This window comes from Bacillus sp. Marseille-Q3570 (genome assembly GCF_946151055.1).
Classification (GTDB): Bacteria; Bacillota; Bacilli; order Bacillales; family Fictibacillaceae; genus Pseudalkalibacillus.
Map to the genome: position 1 here is coordinate 32,805 of NZ_CAMGYZ010000016.1, position 14,516 is coordinate 47,320.

General features: G+C 41.9%; 11 protein-coding genes and 1 pseudogene. 7 read left to right on the forward strand and 5 right to left on the reverse strand.

Translation table 11 applies throughout. The annotated features are described in order from the left end of the window. Positions 1–333: 333 nt before the first annotated feature. Positions 334–1,134, forward strand: a complete 801-nt coding sequence (gene motA / locus N8M93_RS18800; protein ID WP_261134174.1) for a flagellar motor stator protein MotA — start codon at positions 334–336, stop codon at positions 1,132–1,134. After that, positions 1,127–1,885, forward strand: coding sequence for a flagellar motor protein MotB (motB, locus tag N8M93_RS18805; RefSeq protein ID WP_221569037.1), 759 nt, complete (start codon positions 1,127–1,129; stop codon positions 1,883–1,885). The genes motA and motB overlap by 8 nt, the downstream gene beginning before the upstream one ends. 121 nt (positions 1,886–2,006) lie before the next feature. On the opposite strand, the gene N8M93_RS18810 is transcribed toward motB, so the two are convergent. Then, positions 2,007–3,248, reverse strand: a complete 1,242-nt coding sequence (locus N8M93_RS18810; protein WP_261134175.1) for a hypothetical protein — start codon at positions 3,246–3,248, stop codon at positions 2,007–2,009. Beyond that, a pseudogene (locus N8M93_RS18815) lies at positions 3,235–3,786 on the reverse strand (sigma-70 family RNA polymerase sigma factor); the annotation flags it as partial. The pseudogene N8M93_RS18815 and the gene N8M93_RS18810, both read right to left, overlap by 14 nt. Before the next feature lie 162 nt (positions 3,787–3,948). On the opposite strand from N8M93_RS18815, the gene N8M93_RS18820 reads away from it, so the two are divergent. The 5 genes from N8M93_RS18820 (at position 3,949) to N8M93_RS18840 (ending at position 9,550) form a co-directional block, all read left to right on the forward strand. After that, positions 3,949–5,280: a methyl-accepting chemotaxis protein gene (locus N8M93_RS18820; protein WP_261134177.1), complete on the forward strand. Its 1,332-nt coding sequence runs from the start codon at positions 3,949–3,951 to the stop codon at positions 5,278–5,280. 152 nt (positions 5,281–5,432) lie between these two features. Continuing rightward, on the forward strand, positions 5,433–6,953 hold the full coding sequence (locus N8M93_RS18825; protein ID WP_261134178.1) for a spore germination protein: 1,521 nt from the start codon (positions 5,433–5,435) through the stop codon (positions 6,951–6,953). A gap of 23 nt (positions 6,954–6,976) precedes the next feature. Beyond that, on the forward strand, positions 6,977–8,068 hold the full coding sequence (locus tag N8M93_RS18830; RefSeq protein WP_261134179.1) for a spore germination protein: 1,092 nt from the start codon (positions 6,977–6,979) through the stop codon (positions 8,066–8,068). After that, positions 8,065–9,138, forward strand: a complete 1,074-nt coding sequence (locus N8M93_RS18835; protein ID WP_261134180.1) for a Ger(x)C family spore germination protein — start codon at positions 8,065–8,067, stop codon at positions 9,136–9,138. Before N8M93_RS18830 ends, N8M93_RS18835 begins: the two co-directional genes overlap by 4 nt. Positions 9,139–9,208: 70 nt before the next feature. Further along, positions 9,209–9,550 (forward strand): DUF3905 domain-containing protein, encoded by a 342-nt coding sequence (locus N8M93_RS18840; protein ID WP_261134181.1) that lies wholly within the window; start codon positions 9,209–9,211, stop codon positions 9,548–9,550. Positions 9,551–9,837: 287 nt separating this feature from the next. Here N8M93_RS18840 and N8M93_RS18845 read toward each other — a convergent pair whose 3' ends face one another. The 3 genes from N8M93_RS18845 to N8M93_RS18855 form a co-directional block, all read right to left on the reverse strand. Continuing rightward, entirely contained in the window at positions 9,838–10,611 is a 774-nt protein-coding gene (locus N8M93_RS18845) for an SDR family NAD(P)-dependent oxidoreductase (RefSeq protein ID WP_261134182.1), read from the reverse strand. 129 nt (positions 10,612–10,740) lie between these two features. After that, positions 10,741–13,377 carry a cyanophycin synthetase gene (gene cphA / locus N8M93_RS18850; protein WP_261134183.1) on the reverse strand — a complete coding sequence of 879 codons (2,637 nt, stop codon included), beginning with the start codon at positions 13,375–13,377 and terminating at the stop codon, positions 10,741–10,743. Further along, the gene (locus N8M93_RS18855) at positions 13,374–14,201 is read right to left on the reverse strand and encodes a cyanophycinase (protein ID WP_261134184.1); all 828 of its coding nucleotides are present in this window, start codon (positions 14,199–14,201) and stop codon (positions 13,374–13,376) included. The genes cphA and N8M93_RS18855 overlap by 4 nt, the downstream gene beginning before the upstream one ends. Between the last annotated feature and the right edge of the window lie 315 nt (positions 14,202–14,516).

A 14,516-nucleotide genomic window follows, 5' to 3' on the forward strand; every position in this document is an offset into this window, starting at 1 on the left:
TTCTGGCTTGATTGTTCCTGCTAGTTCTTTTGCAACGTGCTCCTCGGCTTGATTTTTGCTTGCTGCCATTTATACAACCTCCATTACTGACCGCTTTTATACAGACCTATTTTTACCATTTGTGGTCATAGTATGTCCCGATTTACGATATTTCTACTCATCTTTCTGGATCTACATAAGTGATGATTATTCAAATGTCCGCGCACTATTGATTCCAAATTCCTATTAAACAAATATAGGAAAGCTGACGATATTAACCATAACAATATCGTTTTTTCTCTTAGACAATTGGGCGGATTTTGATAGAAATTTTAAAGTGAGGATGAGCTTCTTATGGATAAAGCTTCAGTGATCGGAATCATTCTTGGGGTCATTGCCATCGGGGTAGGGATGTTTCTAAAAGGGGTGAACCCTGTTGCGCTTTTCAATCCCGCTGCGCTTTTGATCATCTTTGCAGGAACGGCAGCATCGATACTCATTGCCTTCCCTCTGAATGAAATAAAAAAAATTCCTAAGCTCTTGAAGATTTTGTTTACGGATAAAAAAATGACGACAGTCGAAGAATTAGTCCCGATTTTTGCTGAGTGGGCTACCATTGCAAGAAAAGAAGGACTTCTTGCATTGGAGTCACATGCAGACGACATTGACGACCCATTTCTAAAAAACGGCATGAAGATGGTGATTGACGGTCAGACGCCCGAGTTCATCCGTGATGTCATGGTCGAAGATCTTGCTGCTATGGAAGAGCGGCATGAAAGTTCAGCAGCCATCTTCACACAGGCTGGTACATATGCCCCTACATTAGGTGTCCTTGGGGCAGTAGTCGGACTTATTGCCGCTTTAGGAAACCTGCAGGATATCGATGCATTAGGAAAGGCCATTGCCGCAGCGTTCATTGCTACGTTATTCGGTATTTTCACAGGATATGTGCTATGGCACCCTTTCGCAAACAAGTTGAAGCGGAAATCAAAGCAAGAAGTAATGGTGAAGCAAGTCATGGTTGAGGGAATTTTATCCATTCAAGACGGAGCTTCTCCTCGTGTCATAGAGGAAAAACTGAAAATCTATGTCCCTGCTAATCAGCGTAATCAAGAAACTCCTGTTGTTCAGGAAGGAGAGGGGCTTAATGCTTAAAACCCGCCAAAAGAAAAAGGAAGAGCACATTGATGAAACATGGCTGATCCCTTATGCAGATATGCTGACCTTGCTTCTAGCGTTGTTCATTGTACTTTTTGCTGTTAGTACCGTTGATGCTGCAAAGTTCGAGAACATGGCGAATTCATTCAAGTCTGCCCTGAATGGCGGAACTGGCCCCTTGGATTATACGAGCCCTGTCAGCATTGTTGAACAGACGTCTATTCCAACAAGTGAAAATGCCCTTGTACCAACGGATGATCGTGAAAAGAAGTATGGTGATCTCGATCAATTACAGTTGAAAGAAATTAAAGAAAAGATCGATGGTTATATTGACGATAACAACTTGAATAAGAGTCTGAAAACGACACTGACGGAGAGCGGATTGATCATAACAATATTGGATAATGCACTATTCGATTCAGGTAGTGCATACATTAAAGAAGGAGCTGTTGGACTTGCAAAAGAGATCTCCCAGCTCCTTGTAACAGACCCGCCGAGACAAATCGTCATTGCGGGCCACACGGATAATGTACCGATCCAAAATAATGAATTCAGCTCGAATTGGGAGCTGAGCGCACAACGGTCCATCAATTTCATGCAACTGCTGCTTCAAAACGAAAACCTCGATCCTACAAAATTCAGTCAAACGGGTTATGGGGAGTTCCAACCAGTCGCTTCAAACGATACACCTGAAGGACGAGCGAAAAATAGACGAGTCGAAGTGAAAATCCTACCGTACAATGAATAGAATTTCAGTTAAAGGAGCGACCGCTGATAGGTCGCTCCTTTTGGATTTGTGGGATTATAAAAAGCTGCCGACCATGGCAGCTTTTTTTACATATTTTTATTATTGTTGTTATTTCCGAAATTTAACGCGATATGACATTCGGAGCTTTCAGCACAGGAAGTGGCTCATTCAAGTTATACGGTCCTACTTCCTGTACGTTTGAACCTAAGAAATAGACTTGTTCATAACCAAACTGATGTGCCGTCAACAAAATGGATTCAATCATTGCCATATACACCATGTTATTTTCTAGCCTTGATCCTTCAACAAGTTCGACTATTGCCGTCTTATCCTTTTCCCTGATTTGTTTAATGAAGAAGTTAGGTTGTATTGCTTCTTCATCCCCAAATCCACTTGTATCTATTTTCATTGATTTCACAATTCCTTCTAATGATGTCGGTTCTTGAGAGTCATTCGCTTTGATTCTTTCACCCAGCAACAGGATTCCTTTTTCTGTAAACAAAGTGTTGAATCCTTTTTCTGGACCTTTGATATCTACTGTTTCTTTAGGTCCGAAGTGGGAAAATTCGTAACCCGGTTCTCCGTTTGTCCTGAACACAACCTGCTTATACCCAAGACTATAAGCTGTGTGGTCAACTGTATCCATGAACATTCGTTCACCTGTCGATCCCTGGATGGTCCCCGGTTCAATATCAAGGATAAGCTCATTCTTTTCTGGATCATCTGAAACTTTGACTCTGTCACCCTTGTGGAATTCCGTTGCAAATAGACCGATTTCCTCTGTATCAATCTTTTGGAATGCCTCACGTAACGCTTCGATTTTCGGCAGTCCTTTATCTGCAAGATAACTGACAGGCACTACGTTCTCAGCCTCTTCATCCGTATAATAGACTATGATCGCCTGTTTATCTTCAGGTACTTCGACTGCTGCTGAATGGTAGGTGACGTCATTACTTTCATACGCTTTCGGTTCGATTTTACTCTCTGCTGGCTGTTCTGCCGGCTGTGGTTCCCGCTCTTCTGGATCAGCAGCTGGAGGCATGGGCTCTTCGGGTGTTTTCTTTATCAAAGGAGATTCCTTACCAATTTCCGAAGAACCATGTAAACTGTGTTTGACGTCACTGCCTGGACTTTTAAAAACGGTTTCCTTCAATACAGCAGGTGAAATGATGGCAGCGATGAGCAGGACACAGGCAGCAGCAAGTATCGGCATGAATTTAAAGGACTTCCTTTTCGTTTTTTTTGTTTCGATCCGACTTTCAATCTTTTCAAACAGCTCTTCTTTGGTCTGTCGATCTTCCACTACCGGAAAATCACGAAGTGTTTGAATGATTTTTTCTTCGTTCCAATTAGACTGTCCCATTTGACAATTCTTCCTCCTTCTTGCTGTCCTCAAGAATGCTTTTCAACGTTTTAAGTGTCCTGTGCTGCACGGTCTTGACTTTTCCTTCAGACCAACCCATGATCGCTGCCGATTCTTTTATACTAAAACCATGGATATATCGAAGTAATATCAACTGACGATGCTCCTCTTTACATTGTGATAAAGCCTCGTACATTTGTTTGAAAGATTCATTTTGTTCAAGGATTTCATCTGGTAATTTACCAGGATGGATCAGTTGATTTTCTCTTTCTTCTACGTCAAATGACCCTATGATCGTTTTTCTCTGTCTCTTTTGTTTTCTTATATAATCGATCGCTACATTTCGCGCGATTGAAAATAACCATGTTTTTTCACTGCTATCCCCTTTGAACTTGTCATAGGAGTTTATAACTTTTATATAAACATCTTGGACGAGTTCTTCTGCTGCATCTCGATCTCGTAACAAATAAACAAGAAATTGAAACAGCGATTGGTGATAGTCCATATATAACCGGTTAAATATATGCTCCACCACGGCTTTCTCCCCCTCTTACTATTAATAGTCGATTTCTACCTGAAAAAGTTTCAATCACAAATAAATTGTTTGGAAACATGGCGTATACAGTCAAAGTTTTCCGAAAATTACCGATATAAGATGTAGATTACTTCGCTTATCTATATGAATGGAGGAACATATATAATGTCCACGAAAAGCTCAGTCCTAACGAACAAGGTTGCATCCTTCAACTCTCTCCGGTCGTTGAAGAGTGTCGGCGTCAAACTATTTTTGGTATTGCTCGTCAGCTTGATCATCAGCATTCCTATATCGACAGCCTTTAACGGTTTGATTTCAGGGCTGGTTGATGATCTTTCTACAAGTGTCGCTTTTGTAATCAATACGATTATCAGCCTTATTGTCACTTCATTCTTGATCATGTTTGCCGTCCGCTTCCTGATTTTGAATCCTTTATACGAGACGGTCCGTACAATGAAAAAAGTGGCAAGTGGTGACTTACGGTCGAAGCTTGATATTCAATCAAAAGATGAATTCGGACAACTTGCAAATGCTTTCAATCAGATGACCAGAAATTTACGGGCACTTATTGAAGATGTACGTATCAATAGTGATCAGGTTGCAGAAACTTCAAAACAATTCATCGATCAGGTTCAGCTCACAAGTGCTTCTACACAGGAAATCAATACGATGCTGCGAGAAGTGGCAACAGGGGCTGATACACAATTGAGCGGATCAGAACAAACAGCCCAGATCATGGATGAAATGACAGCTGGAATACAACGGATTGCTGAATCCGCAACAATGGTTGCTGAAATGTCCAGCAAAGCTACAGAGGAAGTCGACTCTGGTAAGACATTCATCGTAAAAGTAAGGCAGCAGATGGATGCGATCGACTCAGTCACTGATAATGTAGCTGAAGAAATCCAACAACTTAGCTTACAATCAAAAGAAATCAATCAGATCGTCAATGTCATAACCGAGATCGCCAACCAGACAAACCTGCTGGCACTTAATGCGGCGATCGAGGCTGCACGTGCAGGTGAACACGGAAAAGGATTTGCAGTCGTAGCGAAAGAGGTCCAAAAGCTTGCTGAACAATCCGAGCAATCCGCTTCACAAATCTCAGAACTCGTAAAACGTATCCAGACACATACCCAACAAACCGTTTCGGTTATGAACAACGGTAAAAAAGAAGTTGAAACTGGGACAGTGGTGATCGGAGACGCTGAACAATCCTTCGAAAAAATTGCAACGATCATAGAAGAGGTTGCCGGACAAATCCAGGACGTATCAGCATCCGTTGAAGAAATTTCAGCAAGTTCAGAACAAGTACATTCATCTACGACAGAGACAGCTCGTATCGCACGTGAATCAGCAGAGCGTACGCAACAAGTCTCCGCTACAACCGATGATCAGCTTGCCACGATGGTAGAAGTCAATAACCAGGCAGACTCTTTGACCTCAACAGCACAAGCTTTATTGAAATCCATCAAATCCTTTAAAATCCATTCATAAGAATAGGTTCATCAGTAAGAGATCCGTTACCATGGATCTCTTCTTTTTTTTATACTTGAAAACTGTTAAGAGTTTTTTTCAGTATCGCATACTAGTACTAATAATTGGAAAGCGTAATAAGTGATAACTTCGGTTCGGAAAGGAATTTTTGGATGATAAAGAAACTGTTTCAAAAGTGGACGGACTCTTCCCAAAATCAAAATGAAAAAGACAGCAATGAACCTCATACCCTTTCTGATCTCTATCAACTTGCTTCTAATTCCAAGGATTTTGAACGATTTGAAATAGAGAATAAATACAGTACGATCCATATTTCTTATATAAAGACATTGATTGATATGGACACACTACACCGTGACATTCTTCCATTTATCCAACATGAAAAGCAACGGAATTTAGAAGATTTGAAAAGGGATATTCCAATTGATAACATTCTTCGATCGGATAAGGTACCCGAAATAAAGGAAAAACTCCTTGCTGGTTATATCATTCTTCAATTTGATCGTAACTCTGATGAATGTTTATTGGTAAAAGCTCTGTCTTCTACGGCTAGAGAAGTTGCGGCTCCTGAAATAGAATTCAGCGTTTTAGGACCTAAAGAAGCATTTGTCGAATCACTTGATACTAATTTGCATCTGATCCGAAAAAGATTACCCACATTACACCTGACTGTTGAAGAAATGAGAATTGGAACGACTTCGAAAACATTGGTGAGTGTCATTTATGTAAAAGGAATTGCTAATGAAGAGAACATCAATACTGTATTACAACGAATCAAGGAGATCGAGTTCGATCAGATTTTGGACAGTTCGTTCATCACACAACTGATAGCAGACAACCAAAATTCACCCTTCCCTCAGTTGATCGATTCCGAGAGACCCGATCGTGTTTCAGCAGCATTGGCAGAAGGCAAAATCGCAGTTCTAACGGAAGGTTCTCCCCATGCTTTGATCGGCCCGACAACACTGATCGAGTTTTTTTCATCGTTTGAAGATTATTTTTTGAACTGGCATGTAGCTACCACATTCCGGGTCATCAGGATGTTTTCAGTCATGTTCTCTGTTTTCGCTACACCGCTCTATGTCGCGGTATTGACTTATCATTATGAATTGATACCTAAAGACTTGTTAGGAATACTGATTACTTCACGGAGTAATATCCCGTTTCCACCTATATTGGAAGCAATCATACTCGAACTCGCAATTGAATTATTGCGTGAGGCTGGAGCCCGACTACCGACAAAAGTCGGGCAGACGATCGGTATCGTAGGGGGGATCGTCATTGGAACAGCCTCAGTTGAAGCAGGTCTGACAAGTAATGTCCTTCTCATCATCGTGGCTCTTGCCGCACTCGCTTCTTTTACGACTCCTGTTTATAAAATGGGTAACACGATCAGATTGATCCGATTCCCTTTTTTGTTTTTCGCACAATTTTGGGGTTTGTTAGGAATCATGATTTGTTTCTGTTTCTTGCTGGTCCATCTACTACGCCTTGAATCTCTTGGAAGGCCATACATGGAACCTCTATTCCCACCAAGAGTCCAAGATTTGAAAGATACGATTGTACGTCTTCCGTTCTCTGCACAATCCTTACGCCCGATCAATTTACAAACTGAGGACACAAAGCGCTTCAAAAAACAAAAGGCTAAGCAAAAAAGGGATATAGATGAATAGGTCAGAAAGGAGGAAGATCTTTGATGAGCAGCAATATTAAAGAACGTTATAAAGTCTCGGCAGGAATGGCTTTCTTCTTGATTCATACGATGCAAATCGGCATTGGCATTCTAGGATACGAACGGTATATAGCCATGGACGCTGAGTATGATTCCTGGATTTCCATCATCATTACAGGTCTTTCTATCCATCTGATTCTATGGATGATGTATTCAATGTTAAACAAGGAGAACGGAGATTTAATTGCAATCCATGCACGTGCGTACGGGGAACGTTTGGGTAAATTTTTCAGTTTCCTATTTGCGATTTATTTCTTGTTGATGGGCGTCACTGTCATGCGCAGTTATCTCGAAGTTGTTCAAGTCTGGATGTTTCCGGATATGAACATGCCATTTGTCCTTTTGGTCTTCATTATTCTCATTTATTATACGGTATCAGCAGGTTTCAGAGTGGTCGCGGGAATCGCATTTTTCGGGGTCACACTTCCTTCAGTCCTTATTTTCTTTTTATATTTTCCATTGCAGTATAGTGATTGGGACTATCTTCAACCGGTTTTCAATCATTCCATCAAAGATATCTTATTATCTTCCAAGGTTGCAACACTGGAGTATATTGGGTTTGAAGTGATCCTGATCCTTTATCCTTTTCTTAAAAAAGCTGAGAAATCACAAAAATGGAGCCATTTTGGCATCCTCTTTTCAACCTTCCTCTATGTTGTTGTGGCAATAGTGGCATTTTCTTATTATAGCCAGGAACAGCTTGGGAGGACGATCTGGGCTACGTTAAGCATGTTCAAAATTGCTGAATTTCCATTTGTCGAACGCTTCGAGTATATCGCCATCACGATATGGGCTTTAATTACATTTCCAAACATCTGTATCAGCTTATGGTGTGCCGGCCGTACCCTGAAAAGGACATTCAGCATAAGGCAAAGGAGATCATTGATAGGCATGCTTCTTATCGTTTATCTGCTTCAGCTTTTAATATCTGACCGCGAAATGACAGATATGTTCATTACTGCCGTATCACGAACAGGATTTTATTTGATATATTTCTATACCCCGTTCCTATTCATCATCTTTCATCTCCAATCGCGAAGGAGGCGAGAACGATGAAACAGTTTATATCGTTGATGATCTTCATCTTACTTCTAACAGGCTGTACGCCTGAAAAAGAGATACTTGATGATATCAACCTGGTAACACTGGTCGGTTTCGAAAGAGTCGATGGGCAAACACAAGGAACAACAGCTGTCCCACAATACCAGCCTGATGGATCGCTTAACAATGATTACTTTACTGCTGTCGGTGAAATCGGCCAAGATATCAAACAAAAATTGAATTTACAGGCACAACGCCCTCTCGTCAACGGAAAGATTGAGATCATTTTGTTCGGTAAGGAGTTTGCACAAGGCGGTATCATTGAAATAGGTGATGCTTTTCGGAGGGATCCAAGTGTCAGTGCGAATTTAAAGCTGGCAGTTTTCGATGGAAATGCTCATGATTTCATCATGGAACATAGATTACCTAACCAGGATCTAGGGATGGCCTTGACAAGATTGGTCGAACAGAATTCAAAACAAGAAGCATTCCCCCGGACGAACATCCACCTTTTTTTCAGATCCTTTTTCTCAGAAGGAAAAGACCCATTTTTACCTTTATTAGGGATAAAAGACAGGAATGTCTATTTAAAAGGGATCAGTCTATTCAAGAAAGGAAAGATGGTAGGGGAATTACCTGCCTCGGACCTATATATGTTTACCCTTCTTCATAACGGTTTCAATAATGGCAGCTTAATCTCAAAAATAAAAGAGTTAAAAGCAGAAGTTTCGTTAGGACATATTGATGCCGAACCTAAAATCGAATTCAAGGGAGATGTGGATTCACCAGAAGTTACGTATACTATCAATTTGAAAGCGGTCATAAATGAATACTCAGGTGATATTAAGGGAATTGAAAAAAAGGTGAACCTCATTGAGAAATCAGTCAACAAAGAATTAAAAGACAGAGCAGAGAATCTAATCAAGAAGTTGCAAGAACAAAACTTGGATCCATTAGGCATTGGGAAAAGCGCAAATGCTCATTACCGTAATTGGAATGAAAAGCAATGGAATGAGATCTACCCAGACCTTAAAATAACAGTTAACTTCAAAACCAATATTCTTGAGTCAGGGGTCATGCGATGAGGTTTGGGTTGTCATAAAAGCACATTCGTTAGTCAACAATAAGGGTATCCTCTTTTTGGAGGTGAACCGAATGGGTAATGAAAAGGATAGAAATCCCTCAATTGAAGGGACGTTACCTCATCAAGCTAACGCGCCTGTTTTTGAAAATGTTGATGATGACAAACGGAAACCTTTTGTCAATCAATACGGGGTGACAATTGGGGACAGTCATTATGAATCGGAAAACTCCCCGCTTGAAAACTGGAGTGATGAAACCGATCCCGAAATCATGTCAGGAGATGAATGGATCCATCCGTATAATGACATCGGTTGGAATTCAACTGAAAACAGGGAACTTGCTGAGGAGAACCGTATACCCAAAGAAAGCCCTTTCATGCATCCGACAAAAGATGTAAGTTATGCAAGGGATTGAATAGGTAAGAGAGGCTGCTGATTTTTTTGGACAGCCTCTTTTTATTTTTCACTGTGATAATCTCGATGAGGATGGCTTGCCACGCCGCGGAAAATTAGAGGACAACTGTTCCGCAATCCAGCTAAAAACCATGTATTTGATCGTGTTTTTCAGTAAATAACGTCTGTAGTGTCCTCTATTTTTTTGAAACATTGCGTTTTTGAATGAATAACGTCTCTGGTGTCCGCTAATTTCTGGTTAAGGGAAAAGCTTGACTAACCAAGCTTTCCAAATGAAAATGGACTTTCTCAAAATCCGTAAATCGTCATTCCCCCATCGACAAAGAGGGTTTGTCCTGTTACATATGAGGCTGCGTCTGAAGCCAAAAATACCGCAGGACCAACCAACTCTGGCAGCTCACCGACACGCTTCAATGGTGTACGGGACAAAATGTTGTTCAAGTATTCCTCGTCCTGCAGAAGCTTTTCCGTCAGTGGGGTTCTGAAATACCAGGGGCCGATCGAGTTGACCTGTATGCCATGCTCTCCCCATTCCAATGCCAGATTTTTCGTCATTTGGATCATCGCCGCTTTCGTTGCAGCATACACAACCCCTGTACGAAGTGCGGTTGTCCCTGCAACAGAAGAAATGTTGATGATTCTACCAGTGCCGTTATCTTTCATATGATGCGCAAACTTTTGAGAAAGCTGGAAAGCTGAACGTAAATTCGTATCCATGATCGTCTGCCATTCATCTTCTGTAACCTCTAAGGCTGGAGTACGTATGTTCATTCCTGCATTATTAACGAGAATATCAACCCTCCCGACTTCACCCATCACTTTTTCCACCGTATCATTTACTTCATTTATGTTCGTCAAATCTGTAGGGTGCACAAATGCTTCCTGTCCTATTGAACGGATTGCTTCAGCTGTAGCTTGAAGATCTTGTTCTGTCCTGGAAAGCAGCACCAAATCAGCACCTGCTTCTGCGTACCCGATCGCAATCGCTTTTCCTATTCCCCTCCCAGCACCCGTTACAACTGCAACCTTTTCATCCAATCGAAAATCCGGTAAAACGCTCATCTCCATCATCCTCCTATGTATAGATAAATAAAAGTCAGGCATACCTATACTTTCAAGCTTACACCAACTTATTTTGGATGCAAACTTTTGTAGAAATATGCCTGACCTTCTATTTGATTTATTAACTCTCTACAGCGAAGAGGTTTTTCGGTATCTGTCAGCGAATTCGGAACGGTTACGTTTATGTTCCTTGAAGAAGCTTTCCACTGAGGTGAATGTATCATAAAGGAACAAAAGGAGATCCCCTGGTTTTGAGGTATCCCATGCTTTCTGGAATGCCCGGATTTCATCAAGCTCAATGATCCTACGGCTTGAAGGTAGCTGTTTAGCTAACACTTCATCGAGAATAGCCGCCACTTCCTTCGGTTTCCTGCCGCGCAAGTTCCCATCTTCTTTTATTACGACAATATCGGTTTCATTCCCGATGATTTCGGCCATATTTCGAATATCTTCATTCAACCTGTCGCCTGGTGCCGAGACAGCAGTGATCAGCCGTTCACAAGGAATCGCTTTGAGCGTGTTAAAGATGGCTTTGAGACCAGCCGTATTATGTGCATAATCGACGATAATTGTCCTTCCGTCCTGATCGATTTTATTGAACCGGCCAGGGCTTTGCAAAAAGTCCGGGAAGAAGGTCAGTGCTTTCTTGCGCAGCATTTCCTGAGATACACCTAGCAAATGAGCAGATGCCAATGCTTGCAATAGATTGCTTATATTATGCTTAGCGTACCCATTAAAAGTAATTGGGATCTCAGCATACTTCATAAAACGCTCTGACTTACCGTCTTTTTCGTAGAATATCCAGTCACCCTGGACATACCAGCATTCCTCCTTGTTTTCACGGTGCTTACGTAAATAAGCATTATTTTCATCTAATGAAGTGAAAACAACAGCACCACCAGTATAATCCTTCATCTCTGCCACCGCGTTATCGTCAGCATTCAAGATGCAAAAGCCATCTGGATGGACGACTTCTGGAATCAATCGTTTCAGCTTCCGGAGCTCTTCGATCGTCTCGATTCCATCCAATCCTAAGTGGTCTTCTGAAACATTCGTGACGATCCCGACATCGCAATAGCGGAAGGCTGTCCCTTCGCGAAGCATACCGCCTCGAGCAGTTTCAAGAACGGCGGCATCGACTTCAGGGTGATGAAGGACTTTCCGGGCGCTGACTGGACCGCTGCAATCTCCTTTATCGATACAACGATTACCAATATAGACACCGTCCGAATGAGCCATCCCGATCGTTTTTCCTTTTTGCTGTAGGAAGTGTGAAATCAGCCTTACTGTTGTGGTCTTCCCATTTGTTCCTGTTACAGCAACGGTAGGGATGGCTGCTTCCTCTCTACTTTTAAAAAGGTAATCGACGATTGCTCCGCCGACATCCCTGGGAATCCCTGAACTCGGATAATGATGCATCCGGATCCCTGGCGCTGCGTTCACTTCAAGAACTGCGGCACATCCCGGCCGGTACTCAGCTGTTATATCCTGGATGATCATATCGACCCCTGCAATATCCAATCCGATCGCTCGTGCGGAGGTTTCTGCAATCTCCTTGTAAGAACGGTGTATTTTATCGGTTACATCAATTGCCAGGCCACCTGTCGATAGGTTGGCATTTCCTAAGACGTTAACGATTCGGCCCTTGTCGAGGATCGAATCAAGATTCAAATGTGCCTGGCGAAGATAATTTTCGACAGACTCATTGATTGGGATTTTCGTCATCGGTTTTTCATGGCCATCACCGCGTAATGGATTTTCATTTTCTTTTTCAATCAAAGTTCTTATTGAATCATTTCCATTACCAACAACATATGGGGGAAGGCGTAAACTTGCTGCGATGAGTCGACCATCAACAACAGTAAAACGATAATCGTCCCCAGTATAATAGCGCTCAAGGATCACTTTATCCGTATCTTTATGATGGTTATAAGCAGCAATCAACTCTTCTTCTGTATTGATATTCGTCAAAACCCCCTGCCCTTGATGGCCATCGACCGGCTTGAGGACGAGTGGATATTCGAGATTTTTTGCTTCCTGAAGCAGTTCCGTCTCTGAGGAGATGACACAACCCTCTGGAACAGGAATACAAACATCTTCAAGTAGGGATTTCGTCATCACTTTATCGCAAGCGTACTCGACTGCCAGAAAAGAAGCCTGGCTGGACATTGTTGCTTCCATCCGTTTTTGCTTCCGCCCAGTCCCGAGTCTTAGAATACTGTCATTTTTGAGTTGCTCGACCGGAATTTTACGTTCATAGGCAGCTTTAAAGATAGCCTCTGTACTTGGACCTAGCTTATGGGCATAATAAAGCTGCTCGACTTTTTTCACATAAGGGTCGATAGAAACAGGTTGTCCTTCAAGAATATGATTGACGATTTCCATTGCCGCTTCAAAAGCATAATAGCCTGACTCTTTTTCCTCATAACGGTACGTCACATAGTAAATGCCTTCCCGTTCACTTGTGATCGTTTTTCCTCTTTTCACTCCACTACCTGCTAGCGATTGCAGCTCGATTGCCATATGTTCAAGGATATGCCCCATCCAGGTTCCTTCACGTAAGCGTTCGACAAACCCGCCTTCATAGCCTCGGGAGCATGTATGTGTATTCAGAGTAGGCATGACTTCCAATAGCGTATCAGTGAATCCAGGAATTTTATTGGATGGCATGTCTTCAAGTTCTTCAATATCCAACTCAAGCCAAATGGTCGGTTTATAGCTATAATAGTTTGGCCCAGAAAGAAATTTCACTTTATTGATTTTCATTGGGCAGATCCCTTCTCTTTCTTGATTAACTTTCGGTTTTCCAAGTCAAATTGATAGCCTTTTGCAATCGAATGCAGTTGTACACCTGTAATCGTAACTTCATCACTTTCGGCTTCATCGGCAATATCGACAAATGAAAGTTTGCAACCATCAATTACAGTTACTGAGTGTTCTCCAATCACTTCAAAATACTTACCGCCATCCTTGACCCAAATGGCTGTATTCTCATCAATTCCGACTCCAATAACCTGAGGGTTTTGCGCAATGGCATATAATAGACGGCCAAAGCGGGCTCTCTGTGAAAAGTGCTGGTCGATGACGACATCTTCGAGGAATCCAAACCCCACACCAATTTCGACGTGGACTTTATCATGCTTCAGCTTGGTCTTTCCTGACACGATCATATGTCTACTCATAATCGCTGCTCCCGCACTCGTACCTGCAATGATCATTCCGTTTTGCCAGGCTTTTTGGACTTCTTTGAAAAAAGTGGTACCGCCAATGATACTCGATAATCGATTCTGGTCCCCACCAGTGATGAAAAGAGCTGACAGCTCATTGACCTGTCTCGTGAATGATTCTTCTTCAGCTTTTTCGCGGGTATCAATATGTAATAGATCCACCTTAGAGGCACCTAGCTTCAAAAAAATCTCCCGGTATTCTCCACCTACTTCTTCTGGATATCCAGTTGGAGTCGTAAGAATACCAATTGTGCCACCGCTAGCTTTCGTGTCTTCAACGAAGATCGACAAGACTTCCAAATCGCCTTCCTTATCTTCATTCCCTCCGATGATGAATAAGTCCCCGCTGCCTTTGATTGTCACGCTTCATCTCACCCTTTAATATGAAGTGATATCTTATACCCAAATTTTGGGCGCGCAAAACCGAAAAATCACCCACTTTTCAAAATGAGTGATTTTTACTAGTTTATTCAATTTTTCCTAATCTTATACACATGCATTAGGTACAGTAAATTAACGGGAGTTTGTAAGGTTATTGAGCATGTAAAGTGGTACAATGTTGGCAGATGAGGTGAAGCTTTACTATGTCAAACAGGGCTATGCGTTTTTTGTATCGATTGAATGTTTATCAAAGCACAATTATTCTTACCTTGCTTTCCATACCGTGGCTTCTCTACT

Excerpts from the sequence above, each read along its gene's own strand:
- N8M93_RS18825 (WP_261134178.1), top strand. The coding sequence starts at position 5,433 with ATGATAAAGAAACTGTTTCAAAAGTGGACGGACTCTTCCCAAAATCAA.
- motA (WP_261134174.1), top strand. The coding sequence starts at position 334 with ATGGATAAAGCTTCAGTGATCGGAATCATTCTTGGGGTCATTGCCATC.
- N8M93_RS18810 (WP_261134175.1), bottom strand. The coding sequence starts at position 3,248 with ATGGGACAGTCTAATTGGAACGAAGAAAAAATCATTCAAACACTTCGT.
- N8M93_RS18835 (WP_261134180.1), top strand. The coding sequence starts at position 8,065 with ATGAAACAGTTTATATCGTTGATGATCTTCATCTTACTTCTAACAGGC.
- N8M93_RS18820 (WP_261134177.1), top strand. The coding sequence starts at position 3,949 with ATGTCCACGAAAAGCTCAGTCCTAACGAACAAGGTTGCATCCTTCAAC.
- N8M93_RS18840 (WP_261134181.1), top strand. The coding sequence starts at position 9,209 with ATGGGTAATGAAAAGGATAGAAATCCCTCAATTGAAGGGACGTTACCT.
- N8M93_RS18830 (WP_261134179.1), top strand. The coding sequence starts at position 6,977 with ATGAGCAGCAATATTAAAGAACGTTATAAAGTCTCGGCAGGAATGGCT.
- motB (WP_221569037.1), top strand. The coding sequence starts at position 1,127 with ATGCTTAAAACCCGCCAAAAGAAAAAGGAAGAGCACATTGATGAAACA.
- cphA (WP_261134183.1), bottom strand. The coding sequence starts at position 13,377 with ATGAAAATCAATAAAGTGAAATTTCTTTCTGGGCCAAACTATTATAGC.
- N8M93_RS18845 (WP_261134182.1), bottom strand. The coding sequence starts at position 10,611 with ATGAGCGTTTTACCGGATTTTCGATTGGATGAAAAGGTTGCAGTTGTA.